The sequence below is a fragment of the Streptomyces sp. NBRC 110611 genome, assembly GCF_001590865.1.
GTDB lineage: Bacteria > Actinomycetota > Actinomycetes > Streptomycetales > Streptomycetaceae > Streptomyces.
This window is the reverse complement of record NZ_BBUY01000002.1, coordinates 448,518-470,085: the sequence shown is the minus strand read 5'-3', so window position 1 is coordinate 470,085 and position 21,568 is coordinate 448,518. Positions and strand designations below refer to the sequence as shown.

At 72.4% G+C, this 21,568-nt stretch carries 20 protein-coding genes and 1 pseudogene; 15 read left to right on the top strand and 6 right to left on the bottom strand.

Annotation, left to right across the window (positions count from 1 at the left end):
* Position 1 precedes the first annotated feature (1 nt).
* From AZE13_RS06535 to AZE13_RS06495, 9 genes are all read left to right on the top strand, one after another.
* On the top strand, positions 2-637 hold the full coding sequence (locus AZE13_RS06535) for a riboflavin synthase (protein ID WP_066927879.1): 636 nt from the start codon (positions 2-4) through the stop codon (positions 635-637).
* Positions 634-1,299, top strand: coding sequence for a nicotinamide riboside transporter PnuC (locus AZE13_RS06530; RefSeq protein WP_066927876.1), 666 nt, complete (start codon positions 634-636; stop codon positions 1,297-1,299). The genes AZE13_RS06535 and AZE13_RS06530 overlap by 4 nt, the downstream gene beginning before the upstream one ends.
* Positions 1,296-2,585, top strand: coding sequence for a bifunctional 3,4-dihydroxy-2-butanone-4-phosphate synthase/GTP cyclohydrolase II (locus AZE13_RS06525; protein ID WP_066927874.1), 1,290 nt, complete (start codon positions 1,296-1,298; stop codon positions 2,583-2,585). The genes AZE13_RS06530 and AZE13_RS06525 overlap by 4 nt, the downstream gene beginning before the upstream one ends.
* A gap of 85 nt (positions 2,586-2,670) precedes the next feature.
* A complete protein-coding gene (gene ribH, locus AZE13_RS06520; RefSeq protein WP_066927872.1) occupies positions 2,671-3,156 on the top strand; it encodes a 6,7-dimethyl-8-ribityllumazine synthase in 486 nt (161 codons plus the stop codon).
* Positions 3,157-3,190: 34 nt separating this feature from the next.
* Complete coding sequence (locus tag AZE13_RS06515; protein WP_030412067.1) at positions 3,191-3,463, top strand: phosphoribosyl-ATP diphosphatase; 273 nt, start codon at positions 3,191-3,193, stop codon at positions 3,461-3,463.
* 76 nt (positions 3,464-3,539) lie between these two features.
* Positions 3,540-4,388: an ATP phosphoribosyltransferase gene (gene hisG, locus AZE13_RS06510; protein WP_066927870.1), complete on the top strand. Its 849-nt coding sequence runs from the start codon at positions 3,540-3,542 to the stop codon at positions 4,386-4,388.
* An 88-nt stretch (positions 4,389-4,476) separates the two neighbouring features.
* Complete coding sequence (locus AZE13_RS06505; RefSeq protein ID WP_066927868.1) at positions 4,477-4,941, top strand: PH domain-containing protein; 465 nt, start codon at positions 4,477-4,479, stop codon at positions 4,939-4,941.
* Between the two features lie 166 nt (positions 4,942-5,107).
* Positions 5,108-6,469, top strand: coding sequence for a hemolysin family protein (locus AZE13_RS06500; RefSeq protein ID WP_066927865.1), 1,362 nt, complete (start codon positions 5,108-5,110; stop codon positions 6,467-6,469).
* Positions 6,466-7,596: a hemolysin family protein gene (locus tag AZE13_RS06495; RefSeq protein ID WP_066927863.1), complete on the top strand. Its 1,131-nt coding sequence runs from the start codon at positions 6,466-6,468 to the stop codon at positions 7,594-7,596. Before AZE13_RS06500 ends, AZE13_RS06495 begins: the two co-directional genes overlap by 4 nt.
* A 35-nt stretch (positions 7,597-7,631) precedes the next feature.
* Here AZE13_RS06495 and AZE13_RS06490 read toward each other — a convergent pair whose 3' ends face one another.
* Together AZE13_RS06490 and AZE13_RS06485 are read right to left on the bottom strand one after the other, a co-directional pair.
* The gene (locus tag AZE13_RS06490; protein ID WP_066927861.1) at positions 7,632-9,518 is read right to left on the bottom strand and encodes an AAA family ATPase; all 1,887 of its coding nucleotides are present in this window, start codon (positions 9,516-9,518) and stop codon (positions 7,632-7,634) included.
* Between the two features lie 483 nt (positions 9,519-10,001).
* Entirely contained in the window at positions 10,002-10,598 is a 597-nt protein-coding gene (locus AZE13_RS06485; protein WP_066927859.1) for a uridine kinase, read from the bottom strand.
* 363 nt (positions 10,599-10,961) lie between these two features.
* Here AZE13_RS06485 and AZE13_RS06480 point away from each other — a divergent pair, with 363 nt between their 5' ends.
* From AZE13_RS06480 to AZE13_RS39215, 4 genes and pseudogenes are all read left to right on the top strand, one after another.
* A complete protein-coding gene (locus AZE13_RS06480; RefSeq protein WP_066927857.1) occupies positions 10,962-12,341 on the top strand; it encodes a peptidase C39 family protein in 1,380 nt (459 codons plus the stop codon).
* A 169-nt stretch (positions 12,342-12,510) separates the two neighbouring features.
* Positions 12,511-12,927, top strand: coding sequence for an effector-associated constant component EACC1 (locus AZE13_RS06475; RefSeq protein WP_066927855.1), 417 nt, complete (start codon positions 12,511-12,513; stop codon positions 12,925-12,927).
* Between the two features lie 9 nt (positions 12,928-12,936).
* A pseudogene (locus AZE13_RS39220) lies at positions 12,937-13,533 on the top strand (caspase domain-containing protein); the annotation flags it as partial.
* Between the two features lie 393 nt (positions 13,534-13,926).
* Positions 13,927-15,219, top strand: coding sequence for a branched-chain amino acid ABC transporter substrate-binding protein (locus AZE13_RS39215; protein ID WP_066928523.1), 1,293 nt, complete (start codon positions 13,927-13,929; stop codon positions 15,217-15,219).
* Between the two features lie 51 nt (positions 15,220-15,270).
* Here the strand turns inward: AZE13_RS39215 and AZE13_RS06465 are convergent, their stop codons facing one another.
* The 4 genes from AZE13_RS06465 to AZE13_RS06450 all read right to left on the bottom strand — a co-directional run bounded on the left by AZE13_RS06465 (position 15,271) and on the right by AZE13_RS06450 (position 19,395).
* Positions 15,271-15,945, bottom strand: a complete 675-nt coding sequence (locus tag AZE13_RS06465) for a methyltransferase (RefSeq protein ID WP_181690268.1) — start codon at positions 15,943-15,945, stop codon at positions 15,271-15,273.
* 119 nt (positions 15,946-16,064) lie between these two features.
* Positions 16,065-17,012, bottom strand: coding sequence for an ABC transporter ATP-binding protein (locus AZE13_RS06460; RefSeq protein ID WP_079123807.1), 948 nt, complete (start codon positions 17,010-17,012; stop codon positions 16,065-16,067).
* Positions 17,013-17,017: 5 nt separating this feature from the next.
* A complete protein-coding gene (locus tag AZE13_RS06455) occupies positions 17,018-18,124 on the bottom strand; it encodes a FecCD family ABC transporter permease (RefSeq protein ID WP_066928520.1) in 1,107 nt (368 codons plus the stop codon).
* Between the two features lie 164 nt (positions 18,125-18,288).
* Complete coding sequence (locus tag AZE13_RS06450; RefSeq protein ID WP_079123758.1) at positions 18,289-19,395, bottom strand: FecCD family ABC transporter permease; 1,107 nt, start codon at positions 19,393-19,395, stop codon at positions 18,289-18,291.
* A 185-nt stretch (positions 19,396-19,580) separates the two neighbouring features.
* On the opposite strand from AZE13_RS06450, the gene AZE13_RS06445 reads away from it, so the two are divergent.
* Together AZE13_RS06445 and AZE13_RS06440 are read left to right on the top strand one after the other, a co-directional pair.
* Positions 19,581-20,567 carry an iron-siderophore ABC transporter substrate-binding protein gene (locus AZE13_RS06445; protein WP_066927851.1) on the top strand — a complete coding sequence of 329 codons (987 nt, stop codon included), beginning with the start codon at positions 19,581-19,583 and terminating at the stop codon, positions 20,565-20,567.
* A gap of 77 nt (positions 20,568-20,644) precedes the next feature.
* Positions 20,645-21,526 carry a 2,3-dihydro-2,3-dihydroxybenzoate dehydrogenase gene (locus AZE13_RS06440; protein ID WP_066928512.1) on the top strand — a complete coding sequence of 294 codons (882 nt, stop codon included), beginning with the start codon at positions 20,645-20,647 and terminating at the stop codon, positions 21,524-21,526.
* The last annotated feature ends 42 nt before the right edge of the window (positions 21,527-21,568 follow it).

Genomic DNA, 21,568 nt, shown 5'->3' with positions numbered 1-21,568 from the left:
AGTGTTCACCGGAATCGTCGAAGAACTGGGTGAGGTCGTCGCCGTCGAGAACCTCGGCGACAGCTCCCGGTTCCGGCTCCGCGGCCCCGTCGTCACCGAAGGCGCCAAGCACGGCGACTCGATCGCCGTCAACGGCGTCTGTCTGACCGTCGTGGACACCGCCGACGGGGAGTTCACCGCCGATGTGATGGCCGAGACCCTCAACCGCTCCAGCCTCGGCGCGCTGACCACCGGCTCGCGGGTCAACCTGGAGCGCCCCATGGCGCTCGGCGGGCGGCTCGGCGGCCACCTCGTCCAGGGCCACGTCGACGGCACCGGCACCCTCGTCGAACGGACCCCCGGCGAACACTGGGAGATCGTGAAGATCGCCCTGCCGGCCGCGCTGTCCCGCTACGTCGTCGAGAAGGGTTCCATCACCGTCGACGGGGTCAGCCTCACCGTCGTCGACGCCGGCGACGCCCACTTCACCGTCAGCCTCATCCCGACCACCCTCGCGCTCACCACCCTCGGCATCAAGAAGGCCGGCGACCCCGTGAACCTGGAGGTCGACGTCCTCGCCAAGTACGTCGAGCGGCTGCTGGGCCGGGGCGCCGAGGACCGCAAGGACCTCGACGAGATCACGGAGATGGACCGGTGAGCCTGCTCGCCCCGCTCAACGGGGTGGCCTTCACGGCCTTCGGGCAGCACGTCATCTGGTCGGACATGATCGGCAACACCGTCGGTCTGGCCGCCCTGGCGCTCGGCTGGCGGCGCTCGATCTGGACCTGGCCGGCCCAGCTCCTCTCCGGCCTGATCCTCGTCGCCGCGTACGCCTCCGCCCACCTCAGCGGCGGCGTCGGCAAGCAACTCCTGGTCATCGGCGTGGCGTTGTGGGGCTGGCGGCAGTGGCAGCGCGGCCGGCAGCAGGCGCAGGACGGCTCGATCGCCGTCCGCTTCGCGAGCTGGGGCGAGCGCGGTGTGCTGCTCGCCGGCACGGCCCTGGGCACCGTCGCCGTCGGCACGCTCTTCACGCTGCTCCCGCAGCTGTCCTGGAACCCCTGGCCGGACGCCTACATCTTCGTCGGCACGCTCGCCGCGATGGTGGCCCAGGCCCGCGGCCTGGTCGAGTTCTGGTTCGCCTGGCTGCTGGTCGACCTGGTCGGCGTCCCGCTCGCCTTCAGCAGCGGGCTCGCCTTCTCCGGTCTCGTCTACGTCGTCTACTTCGCCCTCGTCGTATGGGGCCTGCGCGACTGGTGGCTGCGCTCGCGCCGCGCCGCGGCCGCCGAGAGCCGGCCCGTCCTGGAAGGAGCAGCGGCATGACCGCACTGCAGAGCTGGTACGACGCGGGGGACACCGCATCCCTCGCGCTGGACCCCGTCGAGCAGGCCATCGCCGATATCGCCGCCGGCCGCCCCGTCGTGGTCGTGGACGACGAGAACCGCGAGAACGAGGGTGACCTCATCGTCGCCGCGGAGAAGGCCACCCCCGAGATCGTCGCCTTCATGATGAGCGAGTGCCGCGGCCTGATCTGCGCCCCCATGGCGGGCCCCGACCTGGACCGGCTCGAACTCCCGCAGATGGTCGAGCAGAACACCGAGTCGATGCGGACCGCCTTCACGGTCTCCGTCGACGCCTCCGCCGCGCACGGCGTGACCACCGGCATCTCCGCCGCCGACCGCGCCACCACCCTGCGGCTGCTCGCCTCCGGCGACACCGCCCCCGGCGACTTCGTCCGGCCCGGCCACATCTTCCCGCTGCGCGCCAGGCCCGGCGGCGTCCTCGTCCGCAACGGCCACACCGAGGCCGGCGTCGACCTCGCCCGGCTCGCCGGACTGCGCCCGGCCGCCGCCATCGTGGAGATCGCCGGCGAGGACGGCACCATGCTGCGGCTGCCCGAGCTGGTGCCGTTCGCCCGCAAGCACGGCTTGTCGATCATCTCCATCGAGGACCTGATCGCCTACCGGCGGTCGGCCGAACCGACCGTCCGCCGCGAGGCCGCCACCCGCCTGCCCACCGCGCACGGCGAATTCACCGCGTACGGCTACCGCTCCACGGCCGACGGCGTCGAGCACATCGCGCTGGTCGCCGGTGACCTCGGGGACGGCGAGGACGTCCTGGTCAGGGTCCACTCCGAGTGCCTGACCGGCGATATCTTCCACTCCCTGCGCTGCGACTGCGGCCCCCAGCTGGAGGCCTCGCTGCGGCGGATCAGCGAGGCCGGCCGCGGGGTGGTGATCTACCTCCGCGGCCACGAGGGACGCGGCATCGGGCTGCTGTCCAAACTGCGCGCCTACGAGCTCCAGGAGCGCGGCCGCGACACCCTCGACGCCAACCTCGAACTGGGGCTGCCGGCCGACTCCCGCGACTACGCGGCGGGCGCGCAGATGCTCCGGGACCTCGGCGTCCGCTCGCTGCGCCTGATGACCAACAACCCCGACAAGACCGCCGCCCTGGTGCGGCACGGCCTCGCGGTCACCGGCCGCGAACCGATGCCCGTCCAGGCGGGCGAGCACAATCTGCGCTACCTGCGCACCAAGCGGGACCGGATGGGCCACGACCTGCCGTGGCTCGACGGCGAGCACGCCACCACCTGCGGCAACCAGTAGCCACGACCGCAGGCATTCGGCCACCGGTACGGAAGAGCCGGTCCACCCACCACCCCACCATCACCCGTACGAGACGAGGAGAACCGTGAGCGGTAAGGGCGCACCCGAACTGACCGTGAAGAACTGTGGCGACCTGCGGGTGGCCGTGATCGCGGCGCAGTGGCACACCGAAGTCATGGACGGCCTGGTGAACGGCGCGCTGCGCGCCCTGGCCGACCTGGGCATCGACGAGCCGACCGTACTCCGGGTCCCCGGCAGCTTCGAGCTGCCGGTGGCCGCCAAGGTCCTCGCGGGCCGCGGCTACCACGCGGTGGTCGCCCTCGGCGTGGTCATCCGCGGCGGCACCCCGCACTTCGACTACGTCTGCCAGGGCGTCACCCAGGGCCTGACACAGGTCAGCGTGGACACCGGCGTCCCGGTCGGCTTCGGCGTGCTGACCTGCGACAACGATGAGCAGGCAAGGGACCGCGCCGGCCTTGAGGGCTCGACCGAGGACAAGGGGCACGAGGCGGTCACCGCCGCCGTCGCCACCGCCGTCACCCTCCGCTCGCTGTCCGAGCCCTGGCACTGAGCGGGCGGGGTGAGCGCGTAGGGTGGTGACCATCATGTCCAAGAAGACGTTCGAGGAGCTGTTCGCCGAGCTCCAGCAGAAGGCCGCCACCGGCGACCCCGCCACCTCCCGCACCGCCGAGCTGGTGCAGGCCGGCGTCCATACGATCGGCAAGAAGGTCGTCGAGGAGGCCGCCGAGGTCTGGATGGCCGCCGAGTACGAGTCCCACGAGGCGGCCGCGGAGGAGATCTCCCAGCTCCTCTACCACCTCCAGGTGATGATGGTCGCCAAGGGCATCTCCCTCGACGACGTCTACGCCCACCTCTGAGCCACCCCTCACCCCCACCCTCCCCAGCTCCTCATCCCTGCTTCAACTCGCCTCAGTCGCAAAGGAATTCGCTCTCATGCTGCGCATCGCTGTCCCCAACAAGGGTTCTCTGTCCGAGCCTGCGTCGGCGATGCTCCATGAGGCCGGCTACCGCCAGCGCAAGGACCGCCGGGAACTGGTCCTGGTCGACGCCGGGAACGAGGTCGAGTTCTTCTTCCTGCGTCCGCGCGACATCGCCGTCTACGTCGGCTCCGGCAAGCTCGACATCGGCATCACCGGCCGTGACCTGCTGCTGGATTCCGGAGCCGACGCCGAGGAGATCCTCCAGCTGGGCTTCGCCGGCTCGACCTTCCGCTACGCCACCCGCCCGGGCACGGCCAAGGACGTCACCGACTTCGGCGGGATGACCATCGCCACCTCCTTCTCCGGGCTGGTCGGCAAGCACCTCGCCGACAACGGCGTCGACGCCTCCGTCGTCCGCCTCGACGGCGCCGTGGAGACCGCGATCCAGCTCGGCGTCGCCGAGATCATCGCGGATGTCGTCGAGACCGGCACCACCCTGCGCAACGCCGGCCTGGAGATCATCGGCGAGCCCATCCTCAAGTCCGAGGCCGTCGTCATCCGCCGTACCGGCGCCCCGCAGGACGACCCGAAGGTGCGCCAGTTCCTCCGCCGAATGCAGGGCGTCCTGGTGGCCCGCCGGTACGTGATGATGGACTACGACATCCGGGTCGAGCACGTCGAGAAGGCCGTCGCCCTCACCCCCGGCCTGGAGTCGCCGACCGTCTCCCCGCTGCACCACGAGGGCTGGGTCGCGGTCCGCTCCATGGTCCCGTCCAAGGACGCCCAGCGCATCATGGACGAGCTCTACGAACTCGGCGCCCGCGCGATCCTCACCACCGGTATCCACGCCTGCCGGCTCTGACCGGCCGGCCCCTTCCGGCTCCGCCCGCTCCTGCTCCTTCTCCTCCGGGCCCCTCCGGCACTCCCTACGTACGACGGAAGGCGACGACGTGTCCGCGGTACCCCAGGCTTCGCTGCCCAGCCTCCCGGTGACCTTCCGGCCGACCCGTACCCGGGTGGTCCTCTACGCCGTCGCCCTCGCCCAGCTGGCCGCCCTCACGGCGATCGCGCTGGCGCTGCCGGAGCTGAGCGGCGGCGAGCGGCTCAGCTTCATCGTCACCGGACTGCTGGTGGGGGCCGTCCTCCTGCTGCTCAGCCGCCCCAAGGTGGTCGCGCGCCAGGACGGGGTCACCGTGGTCAACCTCACCACCAAGCGCGAGCTCGCCTGGGCCCAGGTCGTCCGGGTCAACCTCCGGCCCGGCGACCCCTGGGTCCACCTCGACCTCGCCGACGGCACCAGCCTGCCCGCCATGGGCATCCAGCCCGGGATCGCCCGGGACCAGGCCATCCGCGACGCCCGCGCGCTGCGCGACCTCACCGAGAAGCATGGTGTGCTGGACCACACGGCCCGGTGAGCCTGCCGTATCCCGGACCCTGATGTTTACTCTGTTCTCCGGGGCGCGCTCGTGTGCCCCGCCCCTCAGTGGGCCCACCGCGACCCGAGGAGTGAATCCCTCCGGCAATGGACGGATCGTCCTGTAGTACCTGCGCCGCCCCTCCGCATACGACGGGGGCGGCGGCATGACCGGCCCTCTGCTGCTGCTCGCGGCGGCCCTTGTGCTGATCCTGGCCAACGGTTTCTTCGTCGCCGCCGAGTTCGGCCTCGTCACCGTCGAGAAGGCGGACGCCGAACGCGCCGCGGCCGGCGGCGACCGCCGCGCCCGCACCGTCGTCTCCGCGCTGCGCGAACTCTCCTTCCAGCTCTCCGGCACCCAACTCGGCATCACGATCACCTCTTTGGTCGTCGGCATGCTCGCCGAGCCCGCGCTGGCCGAGCTGCTGTCCGGCCCGCTGCACGCGGCCGGTCTGCCCGCGGCCGTGGTGCCGGGCGTCGCCGTCGCGATCGGGATGCTGCTGGCGTCCGCCGTCCAGATGGTCATCGGCGAGCTGGTGCCCAAGAACTGGGCGGTCTCCCGGCCGCTGCCGGTCGCCCGCTTCGTGGCCGGCCCGCAGCGGGTCTTCTCCGGCTTCTTCCGCCCGGTGATCACCCTGCTGAACACCGTCGCCAACCGGCTCGTCCGCATGCTGGGCGTGCAGCCGACCGATGAGCTGGCCTCCGCCCGCACCCCCGGCGAACTGGTCTCGCTGGCCCGGCACTCGGCCCGGGCCGGCGCCATCGAGCAGGACACCGCCGACCTCTTCGTCCGCACCCTCTCGCTGGGCGAGCTGACCGCGGAGAACGTGATGACGCCCCGGGTACGGGTCAGCGCCCTGCAGGACACCGCGACCGCCGAGGACGTGGTGAACCTCACCCGCGCCACCGGCCTGTCCCGCTTCCCCGTCTACCGCACCCGCCTCGACGAGGTCGTCGGCATGGTGCACCTCAAGGACGCGCTGGCCGTCCCGGCGCACGACCGGCTGCGCACCCCGGCGGCCCGGATCGCGGTGCCGCCGCTGCTGGTGCCCGAGACGCTGCCGGTGCAGCCGCTGCTGGAACGGCTGCGCAGCGAACAGCCGATAGCGGTGGTCGTCGACGAGTACGGCGGCACCGCCGGTGTGGTCACGCTGGAGGACATCATCGAGGAACTGGTCGGTGAGGTCCGTGACGAGCACGACGGTGTGGACCTGCCGGAACTGGGCCAGGCCCCGCCCGAGGAAGGCCGCCCCGCCTGGGACGCCGACGGCGGCTGCCGGGTGGACACCCTGCGGAGGATCGGCCTGCAGGCCCCGGACGGGCCGTACGAGACGGTGGCCGGGCTGGTGGCCCACATACTCGGCCGGATCCCGGCCCCCGGCGACACCGCGGAACTCGACGGCTGGCGGCTGCGGGTGCGGCTGGTCTCGCACCACCGCGCCGAGCGGATAAGGCTCGTCCGGACCGCGACGGTCACCCCGTCCGCGCTGCGCGAGCCCGCCGCGGCCGCTGCGGAGGTGTCCCGATGACCCTGGCCCAGCTGCTCTTCGCAATACTCCTGGTCCTCGTCAACGGCTTCTTCGTCGGCGCCGAGTTCGCGCTGGTCTCGGTCCGCCGTTCGCAGATCGAACCGCTGGCGACGGAGGGTTCCGCCCGGGCCCGGCAGGTGCTGCACGGGCTGGAGAACCTCCCGCAGATGATGGCGGCCGCCCAGTTCGGCATCACCGTCTGCTCCCTGACACTGGGCGCGGTGGCCGAACCGACCGTCGCCCGCCTCCTGGAACCGCTCTTCGAGGCGGTGAGCCTGCCCGCCCCGCTGATCCACCCGCTCGGCTATGTCATCGCCCTGGCGCTGGTGGTCTTCCTCCACCTCCTCATCGGCGAGATGGTCCCCAAGAACCTGGCGATGGCCGCGCCGGAGAAAACCGCCCTGTGGTTCAGCCCGGGCCTGGTCGCCTTCGCCCGGCTGTGCCGCCCGGTCACGGCCCTGCTCGGGGCCTGCGCCCACGGGGTGCTGCGGCTCTTCCGCGTCGAACCGAAGGACGAGGTCGAGGCGGTCTTCACCAGCGAGCAGCTGACCCACCTCGTCGAGGACGCGGGGCAGGCGGGCCTGCTCGAACCGGCCGCCCAGGAGCGCCTCGCCGACGCCCTGGTGCTGGGCAGCCGCCCCGTCACCGACGTCCTCCTCGACCCGGCGGGCCTGATCACCGTCGAGCCGACGGTGACGCCCCGCCAGGTGGAGGAGCTGACCGTACGGACCGGCTACTCGCGCTTCCCGGTGTGTGCGCCCGGCGGGGCGTACATGGGCTATCTGCACGTCAAGGACGTCCTCGACCTCGAGGACCGGGACCGTGCGGTGCCCCAGCGGATCTGGCACCCGATGGCCACGCTGCGCGCCGAGCTCCCCCTGGACGACGCCCTGACGGCGATGCGCCGGGCCGCCTCCCACCTGGCGGCGGTCGCCGACGGGTCGGGCCGGGTGCTCGGGCTGGTCGCCCTGGAGGACGTGCTGGAGATGCTGGTCGGCGAGGTCCGCGATCCGTCCCACCGCCGGACGCCGGCCGTCCGCAGGGAGCGGCGGGGCCCGGGGGAGCGGATCACCGAGCCGCGCGGGGAGGCCATGCGCCCGGCGGAGGACCGCGCACTGGCCGGCTGAGATCGTGAACTACGGGGCCGCGGCAGCCCGAGGCGTCACCGCCCCGGGCTGTCCGGCCCCCGGCCCGACAGGACCTCGCCGTAGGCCTGTATCAGGTCCGGCAGCCGCAGGGTGGCCAGGTCGTCACGGGCCGGTGTGCCCCGCCAGGTGGACAGGCGCAGGTCGCGGTAGGCGCAGCTCTTTTCATAGAGGGTGCGCAGGAAGCGGCCGTTGCCGAGCTCGTCGATCCAGCCCTCCTCGACGACATGGGCGCTGATGCTGGCGAGTTCCTCCAGGGCCTCCTCGTCCCAGCGGTCGCCGTTCTCGGCGGCCAGTACCTCACCGATGGCGGTCAGCTCCGGCGGCCGGTAACTGGGGAAGTCCACCCGGCTGGTGAAGCGGGAGGACAGTCCGGGGTTGGCGGCCAGCAGCCGGTCCATTCCCTCCGGATAGCCCGCCAGGATCACCACCAGCCGGTCGCGGTTGTCCTCGGCGCGCTTGAGCAGCACCTGGAGCGCCTCGTCGCCGTACGCGTCGCCCTTGCTGTAGCCGGAGTTGGACAGGCTGTACGCCTCGTCGACGAAGAGCACCCCGCCCAGCGCGGAGTCGATCAGCTCATTCGCCTTCACCGCGGTCTGGCCGAGGAACTCGCCGACCAGGTCCGACCGTTGGGCCTCCACGAGATGGTCGCCGCCGAGCAGCCCCAGCGCGTAGAAGACCCGCCCCAATATCCTGGCCACGGTCGTCTTGCCGGTGCCGGACGGCCCGGAGAAGACGAAGTGCCGTTTCGGCGGCTGCACCGGCAGCCCCTGGCCCGCCCGCAGCCGTGCCATCCGCAACTGCGCCGACAGCGCCCGCACCTGACGCTTGACCGGCTCCATGCCGACCATCCGCTCCAGCTCCGCGAGCGCCTTCTCCAGCAGGACCGGGTCGGCGGGCCCGGCGGGCAGCCGCTCGGTGCCCCGCGGCCCCGGGACCGCGGCTCTGGCCCGGACCGTGGGGTCGCCGCAGGCCGGTGCGCCGCCGCTCGCCTCGGCGTTCGGCCCCTCCGCCTCGCCGGACGCCAGCAGCTCCCGGCCGTCGACCGGGTCGAGCGGTGCCAGCGGGTCCGGATCGCCGCCGGCCTCCTGGCCGAGCCCGGACGCGGAGACCGTCGCGAGGCCCGCGCCCTCGTCCAGCCCGTCCACGTCGGCGATCGCGGCGAGCCGGGCCGCGGTGTCCATGAAGGCCGGGTCCACGCGGTGCACCGCCCGGTAGAGGGGGAGGGCCGCGGCGCTGCGCCCCGTCCCCTCGTGCGCCCGGGCGAGCCAGTACCGCAGCTCCTTGCGCTGCGGCTGCTCGCTGCGGCACCGCATCAGCGCGGCCGACAGCAGCGGCTCGGCCTGCCCGTACATCTCCAGCCGCACCCGCGCCATCCCGCCGAACAGCCCGGCCTCGATGCCCAGTACGGGGTCGTTCAGCAGCGGCTCGGTGTGCCGTACGAGCTGCTCCCAGTCCTTGACGAGGTAGGCCCGGCAGGCGTGCAGAAAGCGCACCTGGGGGTCGGTGTCGACCGGCGGGCAGCCGGCCAGCGCCTGGTCCAGTTCGGCGACATGGCGGCCGTCGAGCCAGTGCGAGGCGTGCGCCAGCAGCAGGTCGCGGGGGGTCTCCAGCACCGGCTGGACCCACCAGCCCAGCCAGTACCAGGAATTGAGGGACCGTCGGTGGCGGGTGCGCATCTCGCCGAAGCGGTCGCGGTGCCGGTGCATCCGCAGCAGCGCGGTGGCGGTGTCGGCGCGCAGGGCGTGCAGCCCGAGCCAGGCGTCGGCCATCGACGGGTCGAGCCGCACCGCGGCCCGGAACTCCTCCTCCGCCTGCGGATACGCGCCGACCGTGTAGGCGTCGAGCGCACGCAGCCAGGCGAGCTCGGCCGGGGCGGGCGAACCCTGAGTTCCGAATTCCATCCGTCCCCCCACAACCGTCCCCCGTGTGTGCCGCCGGGCGCGCGCCGGCCGCGCCTTGGGAACGGGCGTGCGGCGTACGGGAGTTGACCTCGCCGCGCATGGGAGTCCCCTGGCCTGCGGTGGCACAGACTCGCATGGTACCCGCGGGATCGCCGCAGGCCGTAGAGGGCGGCACGGGGCAAGAGTGGACCGGGAGCAGATGTTTTGACGCAGCGCCACGGCGCGAAGAGTGCGGTGACCCAGGGTGAGGGGGAAGCGGCACGAGGCGGCGGCGCGAGATGGTTTTACACAGAACGAAGCCCCCGATCACGGGGGAACAACCGGGGGCTTCGCATCTGCGGGCGGTCCGTTGAACCGCACATTGAGAACGTAAGTCCTGTACGCCCCCCAGGTCAAGCCGAGTTGGAGCACTCGGCGGGTCCCTGTCGTCCGCAAGCGGGGTACTGGCCACTCTCTGCTACGGAGCGTGAACTGTGGGGCCGATCATGGCGTCGCGGAAGGCCTCATGCGTACCTCGTACCCCATCCGCCCCTGGCGCACCAGGAAATCGGCGTACGGGCGCGAAGGATCCACCGCGAAGTGCGCGCGCTCCGCCGGAATCCAGCCACTCCAGAACGCGGAGAGGTCCGGTCCATCCCGGAGTTGACCCCTTTCCCAGGAATGTTCGCGCGCCAGTTCCATCCACAACAGGCAGGCCAGATAGGGCCGGATGGCCCGCCGGCCCGTGCCGACGCCCTCGACCAGCACGACCGGCGCGGGCGCCAGCTCACGCGCCTCGTTGAACTCCCCGCGCGCCCAGTCGTAGATCTCGTACCGCGCGGTCTCCCCCCGGGACAGCGGCTCCAGCACCTGCGCCCCGAACCGGCCGCTCCACGCGAACAGCTCCTCATGGGTGGCGAGGTCATCGGTGTGCACCACCGGGGCGCCGCCCAGCGCCTCCGCCAGCCGCCCGGCGAAGGTGCTCTTGCCCGACCCGGCATGCCCGTCCACGGCGATCAGCCGCACCGGCCCGCAGGAGGGCGGCAGCGCGCGCAGCCGCGCGGCGAGCCAGGCCAGGTCACCCGTCATCCCGCCAGTCATCCCGCCAGCGTACGCCGCCGCCCCGCACCCCCGGCCGCGCGAGTGGCCCACACCCATCCACACCCCGCCACGCCGCTGTCACCGCGATACCGCCGCCGCGATCGCCGCGATACCGCCGTAGCGATCACCGTGATACCGCCGTCGGGATCAGCGCGATATTGCCGCCGCGACGCGCGCCGCACCCGCTTCCGAAGCACACCCCGACCGGCGATAGTTGACCCACGGCCCCTCCCACCCCTCTCCCGCCCCCGCCCCGCCCCTCGTCCCGCCATTCCCCTCCGCCGCCCACCCCGACCCCTCGCACCCGCCCCTCGCACCCGCCCCTCACACCCGATCACACGCATCCGACTGGGGGACTCCACCATGACCAGCTCCGCGCCCCGGCGCACCGTCCTGGCCGCCGCGCTCGCCGCCGCGGCGGGCGCCGCCGCACCGGCCTCCGCGGCCGCACCGGCCGCCACCGCACCCCACCCGAGCCGCCCGAGCCGCCCGGAGGGCCCCGTGGACCACGTGGACCAGCACACCTGGACCACCGCGGCCGACTGGACCAAGGGCACCGCCCGGGGCACCCGGGTCACCCACGGCCCCCGCCCCGGCGTCGTCCTCGCCCGGCCCGTGGGCACCACCACCTACCGGGACCCGCACACCGGCCGCACCACCACCTGGGAGTACGCCACCTGGACCTCCCCGGCCCACCGCCTCGGGGTCCCGTCCACCGAGGCCGTCGCCTCCTGGAACGCGCACACGCCGCCCGGTACCTGGATCACCGTCGAACTGCGCGGCAGGTACAGCGACGGCACCCGCACCCCCTGGTACGTCATGGGCCGCTGGACCGCCGACGACACCGACGCCGACATCCGCCGCACCTCCGTCGACAACCAGAAGGACGGCAAGAGCAGCATCTCCACCGACACCTTCGCCATCGACACCCCCTCCAGCGGCCTCCGCCTGACCTCGTACACCCTCCGCCTCACTCTCCACCGCAAGCCCGGCACCAGCCTCACCCCCACCGTCTGGCGGCTCGGCGCCATGGCCTCCGACGTCCCCGACCGCTTCGAGGTCCCGGCCTCCAAGCCCGCCCTGGTGGGCCGTGAACTGACCGTCCCCCGCTACTCGCAGGAGATCCACAAGGGCCAGTACCCGGAGTACGACAACGGCGGCGAGGCCTGGTGCAGCCCCACCTCGTCCCAGATGGTCATCGAGTACTGGGGCCGCAGGCCCACCCCCGCCGACCTCGCCTGGGTCAACCCCTCCTACGCCGACCCCCAGGTCTGCCACGCCGCCCGCCGCACCTTCGACTACCAGTACGACGGCTGCGGCAACTGGTCCTTCAACGCCGCCTACGCCGCCACCTACCGGGACCTCCAGGGCGTCGTCACCCGCCTGGCCTCCCTCAACGACGCCGAGCGCCTCATCCACGCCGGCATCCCGGTGATAACGTCCCAGTCCTTCCTCAAGACCGAACTCGACGGAGCCGGCTACGGTACCGCCGGCCACCTGATGGCCGTCATCGGCTTCACCTCCGCCGGCGACGTCATCGCCAACGACCCGGCCTCCCCCGACAACCACGCGGTCCGCCGTGTGTACCCCCGCCACCAATTCGAGAACATCTGGCTGCGCACCAAGCGCTACGACGCGGAAGGCAAGGTCAAGAGCGGTTCGGGAGGTGTCTGCTACCTCTACTTCCCGGTGCGGCCGGGGCCGGCTCGGCAGCGGGTTCTGAAGGAGCTCGGAATCCGGTAGCGGCTCACGCGGCCGATCCGGCCGGCAGCTCCTCCGGGAGGCAGTCGGCCCGTACTGTGCGCCGGCTGTGTCCGTAGTCCGCCAGGAGCCCGCGCGGGCGCGGGTGGTGCCCCTACGATGAGAAATGCCATGCCATGGACCAGGGTCGACGGTGGGGGGATCAGGGCGGATGGAGATTCGGCTGACGCTCGGGAGCAGTGCCGGCGAGGCGGGCGGGGGCGTCGACGGCCGCGACGGCGCCGAGGGGACGGCGTCGCTGTACCGCTGGCTGGTCGCGGATCCGGAACTGCGCGGCCGGGCCGAGGTATCCGCCGGGGCCGCCCCCACGGGCCAGGGAGAAATGGGCGGGGCGCTGGAGGTGGTGAACGTCGTGTTCGGCGACGTCATCGCCCTGGGGAATCTGCTGGTCGCCGTGGCGGCCTGGCGTGGATCGCGCCCCCGCCCGCCGCAAGTGCGGATCGAACGCGACGGCGTGTCGATCACCGTGCAGGACGGCTCGCCCGAGACGGTGGAGCGGATTCTCAAGGTCTGGGGAATGGGCGGTTCCGGTGACACCCCAGGGCCGGACCGCGAGGACACGGAGTAGCCGGTGGCCATGCTGGCGGACCCGGACCGTTCGGAAGCACTGCTGTTAGGGGTGCACTCCTATACAACTCTGCCGGATCTCCCCGCCGTTGCCCGCAATCTGGCCGGTCTGGAGAAGGTCCTGAACGACCCCGCGGTGTGGGGACTGCCCTCCGGCCGGTGCACGGTGCTCTCCCAGCCGCAGACCGGCGAGGAGGTCCTGGACACCGTCCAACAGGTCGCCCGCCGGGCCGAGGACACCTTGCTGGTCTATTACGCCGGCCACGGCCTGACCGACCCGCACACCGACGAGCTGTACCTGGCCCTGCCGGATTCGGACCGCGAACGCGAGTACACCGCGTTGCGGTACGAGTACCTGCGCCGGGCGGTGCTGGACCCGCGGGCCGGTGCCCGGCGCACCGTGGTGATCCTGGACTGCTGCTTCAGCGGGCGCGCACTGGTCGGCCGGATGAGCGCGGGTGATTACCTCGCCGACCACGCGATGGTCGAGGGTACGTGTCTGCTCACGGCCTCCGCCGAGACCCGCATGGCGCTCTCGCCACCGGGAGAGAAGTACACCGCGTTTACCGGGGCGTTGGTCACCGCGCTGGACGAAGGTATTCCGGACGGGCCCGATCCGATCGACATGAATACGCTGTACCGGCATCTGCACCGCACGTTGGCGGCCGGTTCGCGGCCGCTGCCCCAGCAGCGCAACCGCAACACGGGCGGCCTCATCGCCCTCGCCCGCAACCGCGCCACCGCCACCGCCCCCGAGCCCACGCCCACCCCCTCCACACCCACCTCTGCACCTGTACCGCCACCCACACCCGCCCCCACACCGGATCCGGCACTCACACCCACTCCCACAGCGGATCCGCCACCCACGCCCACACCGGGTCCGGCACCGGAGCCGGAGCCGGAGCCGAGTGCGGGACAGCGGTTCGAGCGGGCGCAGGCCGGCGCCGCCGTCCCGTCGGGAGGTCCGGAGCCGCTCGCCCGTCGCCTGGCCCGCAACAGTGTGGTCCGGTCATCGGCAGCACTCGGCGTCGCCGCCGCCTCGGCCGCGCTGTGGATCGCGCTCTCGTCCGACGGAGGGGACCCCCGCACACCAGGCGGCGGCGGAAACCCATCCGGCAGCCAGGTCGTCACCCTCGGTGTGGACGCCCCGCTCACCGGCGACGCCTCCGGCATCGGTGCCGGCATCAGAAACTCGGCCGACCTCGCCGTCAGACAGGCGAACCAGCAGAAGGTCGTCGACGGTGTCACCTTCAAGATCGCGGGGTTCGACGACCGTGCCCAGCCGTCTGCCGGCCGGCGGAACGCGGCCGCGTTGGCCGCCGACCGCAGCGTCCTGGGCGTTGTCGGCCCGCTGAACTCCGGCGTCGCCCAGGCGATGCAGAAGGTGTTCGACGACGCGAGGCTGGCCGTGGTCTCCCCCGGCGTCACCAGCCCCGTCCTGACCCAGGGCGACGGCTGGCAGAGCGGCCGGAAGTCCCGTCCGTTCACGTCGTCCTTCCGCACCATCCCCACGGATGTCGCGCAGGGCCGGCTCGCCGCGCGGTACCTCTACGACAGCGCCAAGAAGAAGCGGGTCTTCCTGATCGACGACAAGACGGCCTACGGTGCGGGACTCGTCAGCGTCTTCAAGGCCGAGTTCACCAAGCGCGGTGGCAAGGTTGTGGGCACCGAACATGTCACTCCCCTCGACAGGGACTTCTCCGCCGTCGCGCGCGAAGTACGAAGCTCCGGCGCCGATCTCGTCTACTACGGCGGCGATCTCGTCTACGACGGTGGTCCTCGCCTCGCGGCCGGCCAGCTCAGCGCACAGCTGAAGCAGGCCGGGGCCGCCATCCCGCTCGCCGGCGGTGACGGCATCCACAGCGACGCGTACATCAAGCAGGCGGGAGAGGCGGGCGAGGGGGCCTTCACCACCTCGTTCCCGTCGACGGAAGAACTCGCCTCCGCCAAGGAGTTCATCCGGAACTACCGGAAAGCCGGTTACAAAAACGCCTCCACCCTGTACGGCGGATACTCCTACGACGCGGCCTGGGCGATCATCCAGGCGGTCAAGAAGGTCGTCGACGCCCATGACGGCACGCTGCCGAAGGATGCCCGCGCCAAGGTCGTCAAGGCGCTCCAGCGCACGTCGTTCCACGGCGTGACAGGGAACGTCGCCTTCGACCCGTACGGAGACGCGGTCAACCAGCGGCTCGCCATGTACCGGGTCAAGGACGGCAAGTGGGTGCCCGTCAGCAATGACAGCAATGACAGCAAGGGCGGCACGGGCGGTAGGGACAGCAACGGCGCTTGAAGTGCGAAGACTCCAGGCGTCACGCGCTCACGCGCTCACGGCCTTACGCCCTCACGCCTTCACGAGCTCGAAGAGGCGGTGTTCGACGTGGGCGTCGGGCTCGCCCCGGGAGGCGGCGACCAGCTGCACCTGCCACCCGTGCTCCGCGGCGGCCTGCTCCATGGCGTCGCGGTCCCCGATGTCGCCGAGGCCGAGGAACAGCCGCCCGCCCGGTGCCAGTACCCGCGCGGCCCCGGCCACGTAGGCGCGACAGCCGGCCATCCCGGCGTCGAACACGGACCGGGTGAGCTGGTCCGGGTAGTGGTAGTCGGTGGAGATGGCCACGTACGGCAGGTTCCAGAAGACGCAGTCGAACCGGTCATGGCCGTCGAGCCCGTCGAAGACGTCGCTGACCACGGCGGTCACGCCGGACGTGCCATGCCGCTCGGCGTTGCGCGCGGTGTTGTCGACGGCCTGGGAGTTGACATCGGTCGCCGTCACCGTCGCGCACCCGGACAGGGCCGCGTGGACGGCCGTGACGCCGGCACCACACCCGATCTCGAGGAACGAGCCGTCCGGCGGGTACGGCAGATGCGTGGTGTAGAACTCGGTGGAATACGAGAGGGTCGGCAACCACACCTCCGGCAGCAGCTCCCAGGTGCGCCCGAGGAGCTGGAACTCGCCGGCGCCGTGCCGACGTGTCCGGTCCACCAGCGCCATGCTCTCGTCGTATCCGTCAACGGGCAACGGTTTCTCCTTGCTTCGACCGAACCTCAGGATCACCATCCGGTGGGCGCTGTTCAAGCAACGTGACCCGGCGCGCCTCGTCGGAGGGTGCGCCATTCGTGTTGATTGCGCTGTGCGACCTAGTGGGGCATGGTCACGGCCGTGTGGGGGACGACTACCGGGGCGCCGTCGCCGGGGGCCTGGAGGATGTCGGCGTTCAGCCCGTACAGCTCCTTGACGAGGGGTGCGTCGACCGTTTCGCGGGGAGGGCCCTGGGCGATGACCCGGCCGTCCTTCATGGCGACGATGGTGTCGGCGTAGCGGGCGGCGGCGGCCAGGTCGTGCTGGACCATGACGACGGTGCGGCCCGAGGCGGCGACGTGGCGGACGAGTTCCAGGACCTCGACGACATGGCCGAGGTCGAGGGCGCTGGTGGGTTCGTCGAGCAGGACGACGGGGGTGTGCTGGGCGAGGACCATCGCGAGCCAGCAGCGCTGGCGCTGGCCGCCCGAGAGCCGGTCGAGACGTTCCGTCGCCAGGCCGAGCATGCCGGTGGCCGCCAGCGCCTCGCGCACGGCCGCTTCGTCCTCGCGCGACCACTGGCGCAGCAGCCCCTGGTGGGGGTGGCGGCCGTAGCGGACGAGCCCGGCGACGGTCACGGCCTCGGGGGCGCGCGGCGACTGGGGGAGCAGGGCGATGAGGTGGGCGGCCTGCCGCTGCCGGAGGCGCCAGATGTCGGCGCCGCCGACGCGTACCGTGCCCGACGCGGGCCGGTGCAGGCGGGCGAGGGTGCGCAGCAGGGTCGACTTTCCGCAGCCGTTGGGGCCGACGATTGCCACGACCTGCCCGGCGGGGACCGTGAGGCCGACGTCCTGCACGACGGGGCGGCCGGGGTATCCGGCGTGGAGGGCGCGGACTTCGAGGTCGGGCGAGGGGATGGGGGAGGGGGAGGGGGCGGGCGAAGGGCCGGTCGACGGGGCGGATGCGGGGCCGGTTGAGGGGGCCGCTGTCGGGGCGTCGGTCGATGGGGCGGTCGACGGAGTGGTCAAGGGGGTGGTCGACGGGGCGGTTACGGGTGTGTCGGTCATGGTGGTCATGCCTTTCCGGCGGTCCGGTCCGGGCGGGATTCTCCGCGGAAGAGGACCCAGAGGAGGAAGGGCCCGCCGAGGACGCTGGTGACGACGCCGACGGGGAGTTCTACGGGGGCGACGACGCGGCCCAGCGCATCGGCCGCGGCGATGAGGGCGGCACCGATGAGGGCCGAGCCGGTGATCGGGACGCGGGTGGGTCCGGCCAGCCGCTGGGCCAGGATCGGGGCGGCGAGGGCGACGAACGCGATGGGCCCGCCGACGCCGACGGCGGTCCCGGCGAGGGCGACGGCGAGAGCGAGCGCGGCGGCCCGCACCCGCCGCAGGTCGGTGCCGAGGCAGGCGGCCACATCGTCGTCGAAGCGCAGGAGCTGGAGGCGGTGCCCGGCCGCCAGCGAGAGCGGGACCAGGAGCAGGAGGGCGATCAGCATCGGCGTCCCCGCGCTCCAGTCACGCCCGTTGAGGCTGCCGACGGCCCAGAGGAAGACGCCGCCCGCGGTGTTCTCGTTCTCGCGGGACATGATGAGGTCGCTCACGGCACCGATGAACGTGGAGACGCCGATGCCGACCACGAGCACCCGGTAGCCGCCCGCGCCCGCCCCGCCTGCGCACAGGACGACGAGGACCGCGGCGGCGACGGCGCCGAGCGGGCCGAGCCACCAGTCACCGACCATGCCGGTCGTCGAGCCGGCCGCGGCGGCCACGACGGCGGCGGTGGCACCCTCGTTGACGCCGACGAGGTCGGGAGTGGCGAGCCGGTTGCCGGCGAGGGTCTGGGTGAGGCATCCGGAGATGCCGAGCGCGGCGCCGGCCATCAGGCCCACGACGATGCGCGGCAGCCGGAAGTCCCGTACGACCATCACGGTCCCGGGGTCGCCGGTGCCGAGCAGCCCGGAGACGGTCTGCGGCAGGCTCATCCCGGTCGAACTCGCCACCGCCGCGAGGGCGATGAGGACGGCGAGCAGCGGTACGAGGAGTGCGGCGGCGAGCGCGCCGCGGCGCGGGAAGAGCCAGGAGAGGGCGCCGGTGCGCAGCACGGTGCTGTCGGGCGGGGTGACGTCCGGGGCGGGGGCCGAGGCGGCGTCCGGGGCGGCGTCCGGGGCGGCGTCCATGGCGTACGGCTTCTCCTTCAGGGGTTCGTGCGATGTCTCCTGCGGTTGCGTCCCCTGCGGTTGCGTCTCCTGCGGTTTTGTCTCCTGCGCGTTCTGGTTCGGCGTCCCCTTCATGTCCGCCATATCTGCCATGTCCGCCATATTCGTCCCGCCCGTCCTGTCCTTCATGCCGAGGCCCCCGCCGTGGACAGCCGGGAGGAGCGGGCGATCCAGATGAGCAGCGGTCCGCCCACGAAGGCGAGCAGCACGCTGACCGGGGTCTCCCAGGGGCGGATGACGATGCGGGCGAGGACATCGGCGAGGACCATGACGTCGGCCGCGATCAGCGCGGACAGGGCGAGTTGGGCCGTAAGGCGCGCTCCGGCCAGGGCCCGGGCGGCGTAGGGGGCGAGCAGTCCGAGGAAGGCGATGGGGCCGGCGACGGCGACCGCGCAGCCGGACAGCAGGGAGACGGCCGCCGCGGCGGCGAGCCGGATCCGGCCGGGGTGGTGGCCGAGCGAGCGGGCGCTGTCGTCGCCGAGTCCGAGCGCGGAGAGCGGACGCGCGCAGCCGAACGCGGTGAGCAGGCCGACGGCGGCGGGCGGCAGCAGGGGGAGGAGGTCGGAGGCCTCGACCCCGGCGAGCGAGCCGATCGTCCAGTAGCGGTAGGTGTCGTAGGTCGACTGGGTGCCGAGCAGGACGTACGAGGTGAGGCCGTGGAAGGTGGCGCCGAGCGCGGATCCCGCGAGGACGAGCCGGAGCGGGGATCCGGCGGCGCGCCCGGACCCGGCGAGCAGCAGTACGACCGCGCTCGCGGTCATACCGCCCAGCAGGGCCCACACCAGCAGCGCGGCGGGGGAGGAGGCGCCGAAGAAGGTCAGTCCGAGGACGACGGCGAAGGCGGCGCCGGAGTTGACGCCGAGCAGCCCGGTCTCGGCGAGCGGGTTGCGGGTGGCGGCCTGGAGGAGGCAGCCCGCGGCGCCGAGGCAGACACCGACGAATACCGCGGCCAGGGTGCGCGGCAGGCGTACGTCCTCGACGGCGAGCCGTAGTTGGGCGTCGGCGCGGGCGGCCGGAGCGCCGATGAGGTAGTCCCAGGCTTCGCCGACGGAGCTGGAACCGGTGCCGACGAGGAGGGACAGCAGGGCGAGGCCCAGGAGGAGGACGAGGAGCCCCGCGGCGGGCCGGCGAAGGGGACGGGGCTCCCGCGTGCGGCGTTCGCGTCGGCGGGGGCGGTGCCGCTCCGGCCGATTCGGCCGTTTCGGCCGTTTCGTTGCGCGTGTTGTCGCCATTGTCGTCCGTATCCATTGTGCCAGCATTGGCCATAGGTTAGCCTAACCTAAGTTTAGCGCCGACTCCGGCGATGCTGCGGGTTTCCGCATTCCTTAAATGCGCCCAGTGTCAGGGGTGTTCACGCGTACGATGCTGGAACCCCCTTCTGGGCAGCCCGCAGTCCCACCGACAGAGACAGAAGGTCATGGAGCCGAACCCGTCCCGTCCCTCCTCTCGCTGGGCCCGTGCCACCACCGTGGCCGCCTCCCTCGCCCTCGGCGCGTCGGCGCTCACCGCCTGTGGATCCTCCGCAGGGGGCGGCAGTTCAGCCGGCGCGGACACAGGGCGCACGGCCCAGGTCACCGACGCGACCGGCGCGAAGGTCGAGGTTCCGGTCTCGCCCCGGCGGGTCGTGACCCTCAGTGAGATGGACCTGGACTCGGCGCTCGCTCTCGGCGTGCGGCCGGTGGGGCTGACCGCCGGCCGTGGCCAGAAGGGCGCTCCCGCCTACCTCGCGGACCGGGCGAAGGGGATACCCGTGGTGGGTGCGGTGACCGGTCCGGACGTCGAGAAGGTCGTACAGGCCAAGCCGGATGTGATCCTCGCCGGGCAGCTCGCCGACAAGCAGGTCCTCCAGCAGCTGCGGACCATCGCCCCCACCGTCGTCACGGTCGACCGGACCAAGAACTGGAAGAAGTCCCTTGAGATCACCGGCCGGGTGCTCGGCAGGGGCGACGCCGCCGAGAAGTTCCTCGCCGGCTACGGCACCAAGGTCGCGGCCCTGAAGAAGGACCTCGGCGCCGAGGCCGGGGCCCGGGTGTCCGTGGCCCGTTACTCGGCGAAGGGCACCAACGTCATCCAGCAGGGTGTGTTCATCAGCGACGTCCTGAAGGACATCGGGTTCGCCCGGCCCGGCGTCCAGGCCCGCAAGGGCGAGGGCCACTCCACGCCGATCAGCGAGGAGAACCTCAAGGAGATCGACGGGGACTGGCTGTTCATCGGCACCCTGGACCCGGGCACCTCGCGCTCCGCCCTGCTCGGCAAGCTGGCCGACAAGCCCGCCTACCAGCAGCTGAGCGCCGTACGGGACAAGCACGCGACCGTGACCGACGGCTCCAAGTGGACGAGCCTGGGCGGCGCCGAGGCCGCCGTCTCGGTGCTCGACGACATCCGGAAGGCGATGGTCAAGTGAACGCCCACGGCCTGCCGGGAACTGCGGGAACCGACGGCCCGCTGATCACTGACGGCATTCCGGGAACCAACGGCCCGCTGCTCACCGACCGGCTTCCGGGAACGGACGGCCGGGCGGGCGTCGGCCAGGAGCTCGCCGGACGACTCGCCCTGGTGACCGGGGCGGGCCGGGGCATCGGCGAGGCCGTGGTCGCGGCGCTCGTCGAGCGCGGCGCCCGCGTCCTCGCCACCGACCTGGATCCCGGAGGCATCGACGCGCTCGCCGCCAAGTACGGCGATAGCGGCGAGACCGGGACGAAGGGGCGCGCGGAGCAGGAGAAGTACGGCGACCAGGTCACCGTCCGCTCGCTCGACGTCACGGACGCCGCCGCCGTCGAGGCCCTGATCGCCGAGGCCGAGGACACTCTCGGTCCGCTGGACATCGCGGTCAACGTCGCCGGGATCCTGCGCTGTTCGGACGTGGTGGACCTCACGGACGAGGACTGGGCCGCGGTCTTTGCCGTCAACACCACCGGTGTCTTCCATGTGTCGCGGTCCGCCGCCCGCCGGATGGCCGACCGCGGCCGCGGCAGCATCGTCACCGTCGCCTCGAACGCGGCGGGCATCCCGCGCGCCGGCATGTCCGCGTACGCCGCCTCCAAGGCCGCGGCCGTGATGTTCACCAAGTGCCTGGGCCTGGAGGTGGGTTCGCGGGGCGTACGCTGCAACACGGTCTGCCCCGGTTCCACCCGCACCGAGATGCAGCGCGCCATGTGGGCCGCGGCCGGCCTGCCCGACGAGGAAGGCGCGCGGCGCGTGATCGAGGGGGATCCCGCCACCCACCGCACCGGTATCCCGCTCGGCCGGATCGCCGACCCCGCCGATGTCGCCGACGCCGTCGCCTTCCTGGTCTCCGACCGCGCCCGCCATATCACCCTGCACGACCTGTACGTCGACGGCGGCGCCACCCTCCGGGCCTGAACCGGCGATGAACCGGCCGAGGGCCCAACGGTCCAGGGGCTG